Origin of the sequence: Gramella sp. Hel_I_59 (genome assembly GCF_006714895.1) — a bacterium.
Taxonomy (GTDB): domain Bacteria; phylum Bacteroidota; class Bacteroidia; order Flavobacteriales; family Flavobacteriaceae; genus Christiangramia.
This window is the reverse complement of the sequence record NZ_VFME01000001.1, coordinates 2,601,190-2,617,231: the sequence shown is the minus strand read 5'-3', so window position 1 is coordinate 2,617,231 and position 16,042 is coordinate 2,601,190. Positions and strand designations below refer to the sequence as shown.

Sequence of the window (16,042 nt, the reverse complement as noted above, 5' to 3'; positions counted from 1 at the left end):
AAATTGAATGGAAATTTATCAGACTGAAATGCGCTTAAAACCACGCAAACGTGGTTTCCACTTAATTACCGATGAAATTTTAAATCATTGTTCAGAAATAGAAGACTTCAAATTCGGCTTTTTGCAGATCTTTATAAAACATACCTCTGCTGGACTAACCATCAATGAGAATGCAGATCCAACTGTAAGAGAAGATTTCCGTAGTCATTTTGATGAGATGGTACCGGAAAATAAGGACTATTACAAACATACTACAGAGGGTAGTGATGATATGCCGGCGCATATCAAATCTTCACTTACCGGGCCTTCTTTGCAGATACCTATTACTAATGGTAGTTTGAACATGGGAACCTGGCAGGGCATATATTTATGTGAGCATAGAAATTCTGGAGGATCAAGAAAACTTGTGCTAACGATCTATGGAGAAGAGGATATCTAAAATAATCTTCGAATTAGTAGAAAACAAAAAATCCCGCAATTGCGGGATTTTTCTATAAGAGAGTATAATTGTTTATTTTACTTTTTCTACAATTGCTTTGAAAGCCTCTGGGTGGTTCATCGCCAAATCGGCAAGAACCTTACGGTTCAATCCAATTTCACTGGTTTTGATTTTCCCCATAAATTGAGAATAAGATAATCCTTCCTGTCTGGCTGCAGCGTTAATACGCATAATCCATAAAGAACGGAAATTACGTTTCTTAGCTTTACGGTCTCTGTATGCATAAAGCATAGCTTTATCAACCGCATTTTTAGCAACAGTCCAAACGTTTTTACGACGTCCGAAATAACCTTTTGCTTGCTTTAAAACTTTTTTTCTACGTGCCCTTTTGGCAACTGAGTTTACTGATCTTGGCATATTTTAAATTTTTTTGTAGTAGGCGGTCGTTCACCGACACTTTCAACTTAACTTATTCTTTAGCACTATGCCCAGTCTAAGTGTTGCCCAACTCCATGGTTAAATAATTAATTAAACCTCAAGAGCTTCAATTTACTTTAAACGTAATTGAAGTTTGATATTTTGCTTATCTGCATCATGTACCAAAGTACTGTGAGTTAAGGCTAGCTTACGTTTCTTAGACTTCTTTGTTAAGATATGACTCTTAAACGCGTGCTTTCTTTTAATCTTACCTGTACCGGTTAGCTTGAAACGCTTCTTGGCACTGGATTTAGTTTTCATCTTAGGCATTACTGTCCTCTTTTTATAATTAACTCTCTTATTCTCTTATTTCGATTTCTTGGTAGGAGAGAGAAACATTGTCATTCTCTTTCCTTCAAGTTTTGGCATCTGTTCTACCTTTCCAAGTTCCTCAAGATCCTGTGCAAGTCTAAGAAGAAGAATTTCTCCTTTATCCTTGAACACGATAGATCGTCCTTTGAAAAATACAAAAGCCTTTAGCTTTGCACCGTCTTTCAAGAATTTCTCTGCATTACGTTTCTTAAATTCGTAATCATGATCATCTGTATTGGGACCAAATCGAATTTCTTTAACGACTACCTTACTGGCTTTAGCTTTCATGGCCTTTTCACGTTTCTTTTGTTCATAAAGAAACTTTTTATAGTCCATTACTTTTACCACTGGTGGTTTTGCATTCGGAGAGATCTCTACTAGATCAAGACCCTGTTCCTCTGCAATTGCAAGAGCTTTCTTTACAGGATATACATCCATCTCTACGTTATCACCAACCAGGCGTACTTCGTCTGCTCTGATTTTCTCGTTGATTCGGTGCTGCTCTTCTTTTTGTCGACCGAACCTGTTCGGTTTTTTTCTACGTATAGCTATGGCTTAAAATTTTAATTAAACTTATGTTTTGAAAGGCTTTAAGGTACTACTGATTTCTGTATTAATCAAATCTGCAAAATCATCGATATTCATCGTTCCCAAATCTCCTTCACTATGCTTACGAACAGAAATCGTACCATCTTTGGCTTCCTGCTCGCCGACAATCAACATATACGGGAATTTGTTTACTTCGGCTTCCCGAATCTTCTTCCCGATGGTTTCGTTTCTATTGTCTACAAGGGCGCGAATTTCGTGATTTTCAAGTAAATTTAAAACTTTTTGTGAGTAATTTTCATATTTCTCGCTGAGTGAGAGAATAATAGCCTGTTCCGGCATTAACCACAGTGGGAAATTACCACCTGTATGTTCCAGAAGAATAGCAATAAATCTCTCCATACTTCCAAAAGGAGCACGGTGAATCATGACTGGTCGATGTGACTCATTGTCACTTCCTTTATATGTCAGGTCAAAGCGCTCTGGCAGATTGTAGTCTACCTGGATGGTTCCAAGTTGCCAGCTTCTTCCCAGTGCATCCTTAACCATAAAGTCAAGTTTTGGTCCGTAGAAAGCTGCTTCTCCTTTTTCGATCACATAATTAAGACCTTTTTCTTCTGCAGCACTTAAAATGGCCGACTCGGCTTTTTCCCAAACATCATCAGATCCTATATACTTATCTTTCTTTTCAGGATCCCTTAAAGACACCTGGGCAGTAAAGTCATCAAAGCCCAAGGATGAGAATACATATAAGGTAAGGTCAATTACTTTTTTAAATTCTTCATCCAGCTGCTCCGGCATACAGAATATATGGGCGTCATCCTGAGTAAAACCTCTAACTCTGGTTAAACCATGCAATTCTCCACTTTGCTCATACCTATATACAGTACCAAACTCCGCAAATCTCTTCGGAAGGTCACGATAACTCCAGGAACTCGCATTATACATTTCACAATGATGCGGACAGTTCATAGGCTTCAGTAGAAATTCCTCTCCTTCATTAGGAGTCGTTATCGGCTGAAAGCTATCTTCCCCATATTTAGCATAATGACCAGAAGTTACATAGAGTTCCTTATGACCAATATGCGGACTTACGACCATTTCATAGCCTGCTTTCTTCTGAGCTTTCTTTAGGAAATTCTCAAGTCTCTCTCTGAGAGCTGCACCTTTCGGAAGCCATAATGGTAATCCCTGTCCAACTTTTTGTGAAAAAGTGAATAGCTCCAGTTCCTTCCCTAATTTTCTATGATCTCTTTTCTTGGCTTCTTCCAATAGAGCCAGATATTCTTTTAATTCTTTTTGCTTCGGAAATGATATACCATATACTCTGGTTAATTGAGGATTAGTTTCATCACCTCTCCAGTATGCGCCAGCAACACTCATTAATTTTACTGCTTTGATGATTCCTGTATTTGGAATATGACCACCGCGGCAAAGGTCTGTGAAAGTATCGTGATCACAGAAGGTGATTTCACCATCAGTAAGATTTTCGATAAGCTCTACCTTAAAAGGATTGTTCTCCTTCTTATAGAACTCCAGCGCATCAGCTTTAGAAACTGAACGCAGTGCAAAATCATGTTTACCGCGGGAAATTTCCAGCATACGATCTTCGATCTTCTTGAAATCATTTTCTGAGATCTTTTTCTCTCCGAAGTCTACATCATAATAGAAGCCTCTATCAATCGCTGGTCCTATAGTAAGCTTTGCTCCCGGGTAGAGATCCTGAATAGCCTGAGCCATTACGTGAGAAGATGAATGCCAGAAAGCTTTTTTACCTTCATCATTGGACCAGGTGAAAAGAACAAGATCGCCATCGGTATTTAAAGGTGTTGTGGTTTCTACAGTTTCATTATTGAACTTTGCAGAAATAACATTCCTGGCAAGTCCTTCGCTTATACTTCTGGCTACATCCATTGGAGTAGTGCCATTTTCAAACTCTTTAATACTTCCGTCTGGCAGAGTGATCTTGATCATTATATACATGTTTTACGAAGTCGCAAAGATAAGGTGTTGAGTTTGGTTGCACAATACATACTTACCTATATACTATATATAGGTGTTGATTATCTCTTCGGAAATACATTATGAAATTATTTAGACTTTGATAATTCTGAAGTTCAACCACTTATAATAAATCTTGTATTTATTTTATATTTTTCTTGAGAAAGTCATTGTGTAATTAAAATTGGGGTGTATATTTGCAGCCGCTTTGGGAGCAAGGCGTATGTTCGTTGAGAGTAGTGATGGTGGGTGATGTGAAAGGATCTGGCTTTAGAAAATTAAATTAAAATTTATTAAATTTTAGTTTGGTAGAAAGGAAAAAGTTAGTGTATATTTGCAGCCGCTTTGAGAGCAAGGCGTAAGTTCACTGAAAGGTATGTAAAGGGTAGGCTATAGTTGGTCTAAGGCAAAAAAATAAAAATTAAATTTCTTTAAATTTTATTTGGCTGGAGAGCAAAACTAGTTTTATATTTGCACCCGCTTTGAAAACGAAGCGACGTTCATAAGAAGGTTGGCAGGTTTTAAAGGTAGGAAAGCTTTAGAAAAAGAAACTAAAAATTTTATTAAAAAAGTTTTGGTTGATAAAGAAAAAGCGTTGTATATTTGCACCCGCTTTGAGAGCAAGCAAACGTTCAAAAATTACAGACTGAAATTACTGAAAACCACCGGATGGGGTGATAGAATAAGGTTCGATTCCTTAGGTTTTAACAAGACAGATTGGGAGACCAATTAAGTTCATTGATATATTGAATTGACAAAGGGTTTTATCTTTTAGGAGATAGAATCAAGTGTATAAGAATTAAGACTAGAAAAGTCATACTGAGCAATTTCTTTAGTAGTTGTTGAATATATTTAAGATTTAACGATGAAGAGTTTGATCCTGGCTCAGGATGAACGCTAGCGGCAGGCCTAACACATGCAAGTCGAACGGTAACAGGGATTAGCTTGCTAATTTGCTGACGAGTGGCGCACGGGTGCGTAACGCGTATACAATCTGCCTTTAAGCGGGGAATAGCCCATGGAAACGTGGATTAATACCCCATAGTCTATAAACTTCACCTGGAGATTATAGTAAACATTTATGGCTTAAAGATGAGTATGCGTCCTATTAGTTAGTTGGTAAGGTAACGGCTTACCAAGACGGCGATAGGTAGGGGTCCTGAGAGGGAGATCCCCCACACTGGTACTGAGACACGGACCAGACTCCTACGGGAGGCAGCAGTGAGGAATATTGGACAATGGAGGCAACTCTGATCCAGCCATGCCGCGTGCAGGAAGACGGCCCTATGGGTTGTAAACTGCTTTTATACGGGAAGAACCACATCTACGTGTAGATGCTTGACGGTACCGTATGAATAAGGACCGGCTAACTCCGTGCCAGCAGCCGCGGTAATACGGAGGGTCCAAGCGTTATCCGGAATCATTGGGTTTAAAGGGTCCGTAGGCGGGATAATAAGTCAGTGGTGAAAGTCTGCAGCTCAACTGTAGAATTGCCATTGATACTGTTGTTCTTGAATTATTATGAAGTGGTTGGAATGAGTAGTGTAGCGGTGAAATGCATAGATATTACTCAGAACACCTATTGCGAAGGCAGATCACTAATAATATATTGACGCTGAGGGACGAAAGCGTAGGTAGCGAACAGGATTAGATACCCTGGTAGTCTACGCCGTAAACGATGGTTACTAGCTGTTCGGCTCGATTGAGAGCTGAGTGGTTAAGCGAAAGTGATAAGTAACCCACCTGGGGAGTACGTTCGCAAGAATGAAACTCAAAGGAATTGACGGGGGCCCGCACAAGCGGTGGAGCATGTGGTTTAATTCGATGATACGCGAGGAACCTTACCAGGGCTTAAATGCAGTTGGACAGGTCTGGAAACAGACCCTTCTTCGGACTAATTGCAAGGTGCTGCATGGTTGTCGTCAGCTCGTGCCGTGAGGTGTCAGGTTAAGTCCTATAACGAGCGCAACCCCTGTGGTTAGTTGCCAGCGAGTCATGTCGGGAACTCTAGCCAGACTGCCAGTGCAAACTGTGAGGAAGGTGGGGATGACGTCAAATCATCACGGCCCTTACGTCCTGGGCCACACACGTGCTACAATGGTAGGGACAGAGGGCAGCTACCCCGCGAGGGGATGCGAATCTTCAAACCCTATCACAGTTCGGATCGCAGTCTGCAACTCGACTGCGTGAAGCTGGAATCGCTAGTAATCGCATATCAGCCATGATGCGGTGAATACGTTCCCGGGCCTTGTACACACCGCCCGTCAAGCCATGGAAGCCGGGGGTACCTGAAGTCCGTCACCGTAAGGAGCGGCCTAGGGTAAAACTGGTAACTGGGGCTAAGTCGTAACAAGGTAGCCGTACCGGAAGGTGCGGCTGGAACACCTCCTTTCTAGAGCTTTGTGTCTTTAAGACACAAGCGACAATTAGTAAAGGGAAGTTCAGCTAGACCAATTTGGTCTTGATTCTTATGTCAATTCGATTATTATGGACAGTCTCATAGCTCAGCTGGTTAGAGCGCTACACTGATAATGTAGAGGTCGGCAGTTCGAGTCTGCCTGAGACTACTTGAGAGAGTAAGCCATCAGGTTTATAAGTTCATTTGAAACATTGAAAGGAAATTTTAGAGGTTGAGTAGCCGTTATAAGTACTGTTAACTAATAACTGGTTAGCTGGATACTAAAATAATGGGGGATTAGCTCAGCTGGCTAGAGCGCCTGCCTTGCACGCAGGAGGTCATCGGTTCGACTCCGATATTCTCCACAATTCCTAGAGATAGAGAGGGTTATAGTTTTTACAAACAACCAGGAAACATATGTTTTTAGTTTGTAAGATCATCGAGACTCTATCGTTATTACGGGAAAAAAGTTCATTGACATATTGAAGAAACAAAGAATACGAGAACACTATTAGATAGAAATATTTAATATAAGTAATACATTATAATACTTCTGTTCTAGCGCAAGTTAGAATAGATTAGAGCATTAAGCAAAGCGCATACAAGCTAGATAAGGGCGTATGGGGAATGCCTAGGCTCTCAGAGGCGAAGAAGGACGTGATAAGCTGCGAAAAGTCGTGGGGATTGGCACATACAAATTGATCCGCGAATATCCGAATGGGGCAACCCACTATATTGAAGATATAGTATCCGCAAGGAGGCGAACCCGGAGAACTGAAACATCTAAGTACCCGGAGGAAGAGAAAACAATAGTGATTGCGCTAGTAGCGGCGAGCGAACGCGCAGAAGCCCAAACCAATGAGTTTACGGACTTATTGGGGTTGTAGGACTGCAACATTGTTTGTACAATGAATTAGAACAAGTTGGAAAGCTTGGCCAAAGACGGTGATAGCCCGGTATAGGAAAGTTGATATAAAGCATAGCAGTATCCTGAGTAGTGCGGGGCACGTGAAACCCTGTATGAATCCGGCGGGACCATCCGCCAAGGCTAAATACTCCTGAGAGACCGATAGTGAACCAGTACCGTGAGGGAAAGGTGAAAAGAACCCTGAATAAGGGAGTGAAATAGATCCTGAAACCATACGCTTACAAGCGGTCGGAGCCCTTTAGTGGGGTGACGGCGTGCCTTTTGCATAATGAGCCTACGAGTTACCGTTGCCAGCAAGGTTAAGCAGTTCAGCTGTGGAGCCGTAGCGAAAGCGAGTCTGAATAGGGCGCTTTAGTTGGTAGTGGTAGACGCGAAACCGTGTGATCTACCCTTGGGCAGGTTGAAGCTGTGGTAACACATAGTGGAGGACCGAACCCGTTGACGTTGAAAAGTCTTGGGATGACCTGAGGGTAGGGGTGAAAGGCCAATCAAACTCGGAAATAGCTCGTACTCCCCGAAATGCATTTAGGTGCAGCGATATAGATAGTTTTATAGAGGTAGAGCTACTGATTGGATGCGGGGGCTTCACCGCCTACCAATTCCTGACAAACTCCGAATGCTATAAAATGATTCATATCAGTGAGGGCATGGGTGCTAAGGTCCATGTCCGAGAGGGAAAGAACCCAGACCATCAGCTAAGGTCCCAAAATATATGTTAAGTTGAAGAAACGCGGTTGAACTGCCCAGACAGCTAGGATGTTGGCTTGGAAGCAGCCATTCATTTAAAGAGTGCGTAACAGCTCACTAGTCGAGCGGTTCGGCATGGATAATAATCGGGCATAAACATATTACCGAAGCTATGGACTATAGTTTACTATAGTGGTAGGGGAGCATTGTAACAGAGATGAAGGTGAGTCGCGAGGCTTGCTGGATCGGTTACAAAAGAAAATGTAGGCATAAGTAACGATAATGCGGGCGAGAAACCCGCACACCGAAAGACTAAGGTTTCCTCAGCTATGCTAATCAGCTGAGGGTTAGTCGGGACCTAAGGCGAACCCGAAAGGGGTAGTCGATGGACAAGCAGTTAATATTCTGCTACTTGCCCCACGTTAAAGCGGACGGAGGCGTAAATTTGGTGCGTACTGACGGAATAGTACGTTGAAGGGAGTGGTAACACCCCGATAGTACACAAAAGCTACGGCCAGCGTGATAATCCAGAGGAGCGACTTCCAAGAAAAGCGAGTGGAGGCAACCCGTACCCTAAACCGACACAGGTAGTTGGGATGAGAATTCTAAGGTGCTCGAGAGATTCATGGCTAAGGAACTAGGCAAAATTGGCCCGTAACTTCGGGAGAAGGGTCGCCCCCCTTATGGGGGGGCCGCAGTGAAAAGATCCAGGCGACTGTTTATCAAAAACACAGGGCTCTGCTAAATCGAAAGATGACGTATAGGGCCTGACACCTGCCCGGTGCTGGAAGGTTAAGGGGAGATGTTAGCTTCGGCGAAGCATTGAACTGAAGCCCCAGTAAACGGCGGCCGTAACTATAACGGTCCTAAGGTAGCGAAATTCCTTGTCGGGTAAGTTCCGACCTGCACGAATGGTGCAACGATCTGGATACTGTCTCAGCCATGAGCTCGGTGAAATTGTAGTATCGGTGAAGATGCCGATTACCCGCTGTGGGACGAAAAGACCCCGTGCACCTTTACTATAGCTTAGTATTGACTTTGAACAAGTGATGTGTAGGATAGGTAGGAGACTTTGAAGCTGCATCGCCAGGTGTGGTGGAGTCGTTGTTGAAATACTACCCTTTACTTGTTTAGAGCCTAACTTCCAATGGAAGGACAGTGCTTGGTGGGTAGTTTGACTGGGGTGGTCGCCTCCAAAAGAGTAACGGAGGCTTCTAAAGGTTCCCTCAGCACGCTTGGTAACCGTGCGTAGAGTGCAATGGCAAAAGGGAGCTTGACTGAGAGACATACAGGTCGATCAGGTACGAAAGTAGAGCATAGTGATCCGGTGACACCGCATGGAAGGGTCATCGCTCAAAGGATAAAAGGTACGCCGGGGATAACAGGCTGATCTCCCCCAAGAGCTCACATCGACGGGGGGGTTTGGCACCTCGATGTCGGCTCGTCACATCCTGGGGCTGGAGAAGGTCCCAAGGGTTGGGCTGTTCGCCCATTAAAGTGGCACGCGAGCTGGGTTCAGAACGTCGTGAGACAGTTCGGTCTCTATCTACAGTGGGCGTTAGAAATTTGAGTGGACCTGATCCTAGTACGAGAGGACCGGATTGGACGAACCTCTGGTGTATCTGTTGTTCCGCCAGGAGCACTGCAGAGTAGCTACGTTCGGAAGGGATAAGCGCTGAAAGCATATAAGCGCGAAACCCACCACAAGATGAGATTTCTTTAAAGGACCGTGGGAGACTACCACGTTGATAGGCTATAGGTGTAAAGGCAGTAATGTCATAGCCGAGTAGTACTAATAATCCGTAAAGCTTGATGCGCGATGGCTCTGAGGCCGCAAAACCTCAGAGCCGCCAAATGCTTATTTTATAAGTGTAGTACAGGTACTTGTAACTTTTTTGTTTCTTTAATTATGTCAACGATATTAGTTCTGAGAAATCAGAACAGTTTTAAGCTCGAAGCTTATAACTTACCTTTTAAGGTGGCTATAGCAACGGGGCTCACCTCTTCCCATCCCGAACAGAGTAGTTAAGCCCGTTAGCGCAGATGGTACTGCTGTATTGTGGGAGAGTATGTCGTCGCCTTCTTCTTAAGAACCCTTCATCATATCGATGAAGGGTTTTTTTATGCCATAAAGTCAAGGAGTGAATAGCTTTTGCCGTTAATTACTATCGAAAACCATGTTACTTGGTGTCAGAAAACCTGTAATGACTTCAATCAGTAAACATAATTGGTGTCTGTTACTATCTTTACTACCTTACTTCCGAATAACCTAACCTTTGGTAACCCGCATTTTCACTTCTTCCAGCCTTGAATATCAAAACGGATCCGAATAATTATTCTGGCTAATCTTTGGTGCTACTATATAGAAACAGACTTTCATCCGGGATGAATCCGAGTATGGTATAATTCGGATTTCAACACGGACGTAAGTTATTTTAATATATGATAATCATAATTGTAACTAAATCGTAGGGCTGTATTTGCTAATATCAGAACAGGAATTTACAGGTGATCAGAATGATCAAATGTTAACTGAAAAAACCTCGTTTTAAAACGAAGTGCTTGTAGATGGAATCTATAATTACTTTGTTTATTGAATCATCAATAAATTAGTTTACGGGATCTGGATCCGAAGCATAAAGTTTAACTATACTCTTTTCCGAAGAATATCAATCAAATCCAGTTTAGTTGAGCTGACTTTTCTGACTACCAACTGAAATTAATCAGATCGTGTATTAAACTGCCAGGAATTGGAATATAATTTAGGAGCGTTTTCCGAAGAAAGAATTAACCATGGTCATAATACCCTTAAACATTAGAAAGATCGCAGCAAAGGTTGCAATGATACCAAAAATCAGGACAGGAATATACCAGGGATGATGCTGGTTATTAAAAGCATTATACAACACCGAAGGTCCAATCATAACTAGTGGTAAGGACCCTGCGAGATATTTCACTCCTTTTGATAAGGTCTTTTTATCTGTATGCTTCATTATTCGACGGTATAGGTTATTGAATCTGATTCAGAAAGCCTGAAATAACCAAATGGGAAGTTATCCTGGTTTGTTTCATTTACAATATTACCTCTTACTACGGCTGGCATTGTTTCAAACGGTCCTCCCTGGTTCGTGCCAACTTGTGATCTCAGTACAAACATATAATCATAATATTCTCTGCTTATACCTTCCATTTGTATGGAAATTACATCACCCTGTTCAATATCTTCATTAGAAAAATATCCGAAGATCTGGTTACCATCTGTAAACTCATCTTCATATAATTCCAGAAAGACGTCATCATCTGTAAACTTGAATAAATAGTAATTCTCCTGATTAGCCGGATCTGTATAAAACGCCTTTATCTCAATTTCATCCCCAGCAAAGCCACCACCATCTAACTGCTCCACATAATCTATCCCCGGGACCGACTCAAAACTTTCGGTTGCAGTATAAACCTGATCATTATAATTTAATTCGAGTTCATATTCCAGATCAAGAATAGGTTGAAATTCTTCGTTTAAGTATATGCCATTCTCATCATGAATAAATTCATATCTACTACCATTTTCAGAAGTGACCGCTATTATAGCATTTGTCACTGGCCGTAGTTCTTCTTCATAGAAAGGACTCGTTGTACTTAACCTAATTTCCTGACGATTGCCATCTGTTCCTTTAATCCAGATGATAGAAGCTTCCACCACTAATTTTGGTTCAGACTCTTCCAGGTCGATATCTACGACTTCTTCGCAGGAGATGAACCCCAGAAGTGCAATTACGGTCAAAAAGGATTTATAGAATCTCATTTCTAAAATTTAAAATTATAAGTTACCGATGGGATGATCCCGAAGAGCGTTAGTCTTACAGCTTCATTTCTCCCAGTATCCATATTTTCACGGAACGTAATCGAATAAGCGTTCTGGCGATTGTACACATTATAAATTCCGAAATTCCATGAGCTTTGCAATTTTCGACCCTTATTCTTTTTAGGATAATAGGTTGCCGAAAGATCCAAACGATGATAAGATGGAAGTCTATCCTCATTTCTTGCACCATAAACAGGAATATTCACATCTTCATATTCGTACTGTGCATTCGGAAATGTAGTAGCTAGCCCGGTCTGGTAAATAAAATTAGCATTGAGATCCCAGTTCTCGTTTAGATCATAGCTACCGGTAATAGTTACGTCATGTGGCTTATCAAAATTCGTCTTATACCAGTCACCATTATTTATTCCTATTTCCTGAGAGTTTCTGCCCGGCGTTCTCTGCTCAGATCTCGATAGGGTGTAAGCCAGCCATCCTGTGAATCGTCCCTCGTTCTTGCGTAACAGTAGTTCGAGTCCGTAAGCTCTTGCTTCTCCGTTAAGAACTACTCGCTCAATAGCATTGTTGGCGATTAAATTCGCACCATCTATGTAATCTATTCTGTTTTGAATATCCTTATAAAAGCTTTCAATTTCCAGGCTATAATCTCCATTATTAAAATTCCTGAAATAGCCTACTGCATATTGATCCAGTAGTTGTGGCTTTACATAAGGGCCACTAGGAGTCCAAACATCTAACGGAGTGGGACTGCTGGTATTTGAAATTAAATGTAAATACTGAGCCATCCGGTTATAAGAAACTTTTACAGACTGGTCCTCTGCAAAATTATAGGCGATGGCCAGTCTTGGTTCAAAATTGGTAAAAGTTTCAAGTGATTCTCCGCGCGAAACATCTCTGCTTTCAAGAATATCAGCTTCACTATAAATTCCAGTTCTGGGATTGTACGCAACTGGTTCATCATTGGCGTATGTATTGAATTCATTCTGACCCAATCTGAAAAAATTACTCAGCCTCATTCCATATTCTGCGGAAAGCTTTTCTGAAAATTTATGTTCAGCTGAAATGTAAAAGGCATTTTCAAGAGCATATTTATCATTCAGTTTGAAGTAATTGATTCCCGAAGTTTCATCGATAGGTTCTATTTCCCCGGGATTGAACTTGTAATAAGTATTATGCATCCCGTACTTCAGCTCGAAATTCTCTGAAATATAATGGTTGAAATCATACTTGAGATTAAGATTTCTAATGCCGCTATCCCAGTTAAATCCAACAAAGTTCAGATTTAGTCCGTAGTAGTAATCACTATAAATTGCAGATAGATTTGTGAAAATATTATCTGAAAATACATGGTTCCATCTCAGGTTGACTACTGCATTCCCGTAGGTATTCTCAAAATTCTGACTAATATTGAAAACATCCCGACCAAAATAACCACTTAAAAGCAGCTTATTGCTTTCATCCAGTTCATAACTTAATTTGGTGTTCAGATCATAGAAATAAGCAGAGTTGTCATTGTCTGTTAACTTCAGAAATAGATGAGCATAAGAACTTCTTGCACCAACTAGAAAACTTCCTTTATCTTTAACTATAGGACCTTCAGCTAGAAGACGGCTGGAAATCGCACCAATTCCTCCCTGCATTTTGAATTCCCGGCTATTTCCATCACGCTGATAAATATCCAGAACCGAAGAAACACGACCTCCATATTCCGCAGGAATTCCGCCCTTGTATAACTTAAGATCCTTAATTGCATCTGGATTGAAAACTGAAAATAATCCGAATAAATGTGAGGAATTATAAATGGTAGCTTCATCCAGCAAAATTAAATTCTGATCTACTGCGCCTCCACGCACATTGAAGCCAGAGGAACCTTCACCAGCATTAGAAACACCAGGTAATAATAATAGACTTCTTACTACATCAACTTCTCCGAACACCACTGGGATCTTTTTTATAGTTCCAATGGAGAGTCGGTTAACACTCATCTCTGGTTTTTTAATGTTAAGGGCTTCTATATCATTTGTTATGACTACTTCATCCAGACTTTCAGAAGCTTCTGAAAGTTGAAAGTTCTGTTGAGTATCATCTGAAATGTTCACTTCATCTTCAGCATTCGCGTAACCAATATAGGTAAGAATGACCCTGTGCTTACCAGCTGGAAGTTTGATCGAATAATAACCATAATCATTCGTGACCACGCCGGTTGCTAGATCTGGGAAAATAAGATTAACCCCGATAAGGGTTTCGTTACTGCTTTTGTCGATCACTCTACCGCTTAAAGTATACTCTTGTGAGAACGCAATGAAAGGTAGGATGACTAGTAGTAGAAAACTTAAAAGTCGCAATTTCAATTTTTCAATAAAAATAGGCTATAACGTGGAATTCCAAAAATTATACTTCACTGAACTTCAATGCTTTTTTCTCCTTACTAGAAAATTGAAACAAGAGTGCGAAACTGATTGCGAAACAAACTAGTAGAATGATTGCCAGGGGAAGTGTACTTGAAGTATGAAACTGACTTATAGCGAAAGATGTCAATGCACCCAGGATCATTTTTAAACTACCTATTAATGCGGAAGCTCTACCAGCCTTAGCTTCGAATGGTTCTAAGGATAATGCGGTAGTATTCGGATTTTGAAAACCCAGTAAAAATAGCATAAGGAATAATAGAACTGCTGTGATCACCAATCCAAATCCTGCTATTGTATTTAACAGAAATAAGACAGAGAGTACTAAGAGGATCACACTATTAAATATCGTGATCTGGAATGGAGTGTACTTTTTAAGAAAAAGTCGGTTGATTTGACTTCCGAGGATAAGACCTGCCGCATTAATACCGAAAAGGATTCCAAATTCTTTCTGAGTGAGATCAAAATTTTCCATAAACAGTTTTGGAGCTCCTGAAATATATGCGAACATTGCTCCAATAGCAAAACTCCCGGCCATTGAAAAGCTCCAGAATTTATGATGAGTAAGTATTTTAAAGTAATTAACTGCAACCTGTTTTGGTCTTAAATTAACTGCCCTGTCTGGTGTTTTACTTTCTGGAAGAAGTTTTGTTACACTCAATATCATCAAAACACTAAAAATTGCTAAAAATAGAAAGATCATTTCCCAGCCCATCGCATCTATGATAAAACTTCCTACCGTAGGAGCAATGATTGGGGCACCGCCCATGATCAACATAAGCACAGATATCGCACCTGCTACTTCGTTTACCGGGAAAACATCACGTACAATGGCTTTCGCTGCTACCATACCACCTGCGGCTCCAAGTGCTAGAAAGAATCGGGATATAATGAGCCAGGTAAGATCTGGTGAATACATACAGCTTAATGCTGCTAGAAAATAAATACCAAGCCCAATAAGTAATGGCCTTTTTCTACCGTATTTGTCCATTATTGGGCCATAGCCCAATTGTCCAAGCGAGATTCCTATAAAGTAACTGGTAAGTGTTAAACCAATCTGGCTAATCGTAGTATTAAAATCCCGGGCTATACTTTCGAAACCAGGTAAGTACGCGTCGATAGAGAAAGGGCCTAAAGCGATCAAAGTTCCCAAAACGAGAAGTATAATAAACTCCTGTTTTTTGTCTCGCTCTTCTGAAATTTTCTGCATTATGCAAATTTCAGCAAAGTGAATAGCCTGTTCTAATTTCCTGATAGCTTTAACGAAAGATTAAATAGCTGATTGAAGGCAATCAAAGCTTTTTGCTTTAGTGACCGACTATTTGAGCAAAATGTCGAACTTTGCGATCGGCCAAGGCTGATCTTGAACTAACAAAATTTTAAGTATGTCATTTAAAAAACTGAACCCTGTTCTAAAATCCACTTTACAGGAAATGGGATTGGAATCTGCCAACGCTTTTCAGAAGAAGGCATTACCTAAAATTAAAAGTGGAGCAGATCTTTACATGATCGCACCCATAGGCAGCGGTAAAACCACTGCACTTATCATAAGTGTAATACAGCAATTAAATGCTGAAGCATTTGAAGATTCTCCAAGAGCTTTGATCTTTGTAAGAAACAAAGAGGCCGCATTGAGTCTCGAAGAAAAGTTCAGAGATTTTACTTCTGAAACTGATCTTAGAGTTTATTCTGCTTACGACGAACAGAATATCGACGATCAAAAAGATGCGATCTATTATGGAGTTGATATCGTGATTGCTACCCCTCAAAGGTTGAGCAAATTGTTTTCAATGACGGGAATACACCTGGGTCAACTCAAGATGTTCATTATTGAAGATGCCGAATTTATTTCACGTGGAGGTCATTTAAATCATATCCTCAGAATTCCTCTAAGTATTTCGAAATGCCAATACCTTGTATTTGGTGAAACGATGGAACCAAAAATGGAGCGCTTACAGGAACAATTTATGGACCGCGCCCAGATCATCAAAATGAAATAAAAAAAGCCCCGTCTATGACGAGG

Annotated in this window: 10 protein-coding genes, 2 tRNA genes and 3 rRNA genes; 7 read left to right on the top strand and 8 right to left on the bottom strand. The window is 40.9% G+C overall.

Features of this window, described 5'->3' with window-relative positions:
- The first annotated feature begins 7 nt into the window (after positions 1 to 7).
- Entirely contained in the window at positions 8 to 439 is a 432-nt protein-coding gene (locus JM79_RS12065; protein ID WP_141878382.1) for a secondary thiamine-phosphate synthase enzyme YjbQ, read from the top strand.
- A 72-nt stretch (positions 440 to 511) separates the two neighbouring features.
- Here the strand turns inward: JM79_RS12065 and rplT are convergent, their stop codons facing one another.
- From rplT to thrS, 4 genes are all read right to left on the bottom strand, one after another.
- The gene (gene rplT, locus JM79_RS12060) at positions 512 to 856 is read right to left on the bottom strand and encodes a 50S ribosomal protein L20 (RefSeq protein ID WP_026914511.1); all 345 of its coding nucleotides are present in this window, start codon (positions 854 to 856) and stop codon (positions 512 to 514) included.
- A 132-nt stretch (positions 857 to 988) separates the two neighbouring features.
- On the bottom strand, positions 989 to 1,186 hold the full coding sequence (gene rpmI, locus JM79_RS12055; RefSeq protein WP_141878381.1) for a 50S ribosomal protein L35: 198 nt from the start codon (positions 1,184 to 1,186) through the stop codon (positions 989 to 991).
- A 36-nt stretch (positions 1,187 to 1,222) separates the two neighbouring features.
- A complete protein-coding gene (gene infC, locus JM79_RS12050) occupies positions 1,223 to 1,774 on the bottom strand; it encodes a translation initiation factor IF-3 (RefSeq protein ID WP_084509743.1) in 552 nt (183 codons plus the stop codon).
- A gap of 27 nt (positions 1,775 to 1,801) precedes the next feature.
- Complete coding sequence (gene thrS / locus JM79_RS12045) at positions 1,802 to 3,748, bottom strand: threonine--tRNA ligase (protein ID WP_141878379.1); 1,947 nt, start codon at positions 3,746 to 3,748, stop codon at positions 1,802 to 1,804.
- 889 nt (positions 3,749 to 4,637) lie between these two features.
- Here thrS and JM79_RS12040 point away from each other — a divergent pair.
- The 5 genes from JM79_RS12040 (at position 4,638) to rrf (ending at position 9,872) form a co-directional block, all read left to right on the top strand.
- A 16S ribosomal RNA gene (locus JM79_RS12040) occupies positions 4,638 to 6,167 on the top strand.
- A gap of 101 nt (positions 6,168 to 6,268) precedes the next feature.
- Positions 6,269 to 6,342: transfer RNA gene (locus JM79_RS12035), tRNA-Ile, on the top strand.
- Between the two features lie 122 nt (positions 6,343 to 6,464).
- A tRNA-Ala gene (locus JM79_RS12030) sits at positions 6,465 to 6,538 on the top strand.
- Between the two features lie 233 nt (positions 6,539 to 6,771).
- Positions 6,772 to 9,605: ribosomal RNA gene (locus JM79_RS12025) — 23S ribosomal RNA — on the top strand.
- A gap of 157 nt (positions 9,606 to 9,762) precedes the next feature.
- Positions 9,763 to 9,872: ribosomal RNA gene (gene rrf, locus JM79_RS12020) — 5S ribosomal RNA — on the top strand.
- The 16S, 23S and 5S rRNA genes sit together here with 2 tRNA genes alongside, the layout of an rRNA operon.
- A 678-nt stretch (positions 9,873 to 10,550) precedes the next feature.
- Here rrf and JM79_RS12015 read toward each other — a convergent pair.
- Genes JM79_RS12015 through JM79_RS12000 form a run of 4 tightly spaced genes read right to left on the bottom strand, consistent with a single transcriptional unit; the run spans position 10,551 to position 15,229 of the window.
- Positions 10,551 to 10,781 (bottom strand): DUF6095 family protein, encoded by a 231-nt coding sequence (locus JM79_RS12015; RefSeq protein ID WP_141878378.1) that lies wholly within the window; start codon positions 10,779 to 10,781, stop codon positions 10,551 to 10,553.
- Positions 10,781 to 11,590 carry a DUF4249 domain-containing protein gene (locus tag JM79_RS12010; RefSeq protein WP_141878377.1) on the bottom strand — a complete coding sequence of 270 codons (810 nt, stop codon included), beginning with the start codon at positions 11,588 to 11,590 and terminating at the stop codon, positions 10,781 to 10,783. Before JM79_RS12010 ends, JM79_RS12015 begins: the two co-directional genes overlap by 1 nt.
- A 2-nt stretch (positions 11,591 to 11,592) precedes the next feature.
- Positions 11,593 to 13,956 (bottom strand): TonB-dependent receptor, encoded by a 2,364-nt coding sequence (locus JM79_RS12005; RefSeq protein WP_185739534.1) that lies wholly within the window; start codon positions 13,954 to 13,956, stop codon positions 11,593 to 11,595.
- Between the two features lie 46 nt (positions 13,957 to 14,002).
- Positions 14,003 to 15,229, bottom strand: a complete 1,227-nt coding sequence (locus JM79_RS12000; protein WP_141878375.1) for a multidrug effflux MFS transporter — start codon at positions 15,227 to 15,229, stop codon at positions 14,003 to 14,005.
- A 175-nt stretch (positions 15,230 to 15,404) separates the two neighbouring features.
- Here JM79_RS12000 and JM79_RS11995 point away from each other — a divergent pair, with 175 nt between their 5' ends.
- On the top strand, positions 15,405 to 16,019 hold the full coding sequence (locus JM79_RS11995; protein WP_141878374.1) for a DEAD/DEAH box helicase: 615 nt from the start codon (positions 15,405 to 15,407) through the stop codon (positions 16,017 to 16,019).
- Positions 16,020 to 16,042: the final 23 nt, after the last annotated feature.

Coding starts and splice junctions, on each gene's coding strand:
- JM79_RS12065 (WP_141878382.1), top strand. CDS start 8: ATGGAAATTTATCAGACTGAAATGCGCTTAAAACCACGCAAACGTGGT.
- rplT (WP_026914511.1), bottom strand. CDS start 856: ATGCCAAGATCAGTAAACTCAGTTGCCAAAAGGGCACGTAGAAAAAAA.
- rpmI (WP_141878381.1), bottom strand. CDS start 1,186: ATGCCTAAGATGAAAACTAAATCCAGTGCCAAGAAGCGTTTCAAGCTA.
- thrS (WP_141878379.1), bottom strand. CDS start 3,748: ATGATCAAGATCACTCTGCCAGACGGAAGTATTAAAGAGTTTGAAAAT.
- JM79_RS12015 (WP_141878378.1), bottom strand. CDS start 10,781: ATGAAGCATACAGATAAAAAGACCTTATCAAAAGGAGTGAAATATCTC.
- JM79_RS12010 (WP_141878377.1), bottom strand. CDS start 11,590: ATGAGATTCTATAAATCCTTTTTGACCGTAATTGCACTTCTGGGGTTC.
- JM79_RS12000 (WP_141878375.1), bottom strand. CDS start 15,229: ATGCAGAAAATTTCAGAAGAGCGAGACAAAAAACAGGAGTTTATTATA.
- JM79_RS11995 (WP_141878374.1), top strand. CDS start 15,405: ATGTCATTTAAAAAACTGAACCCTGTTCTAAAATCCACTTTACAGGAA.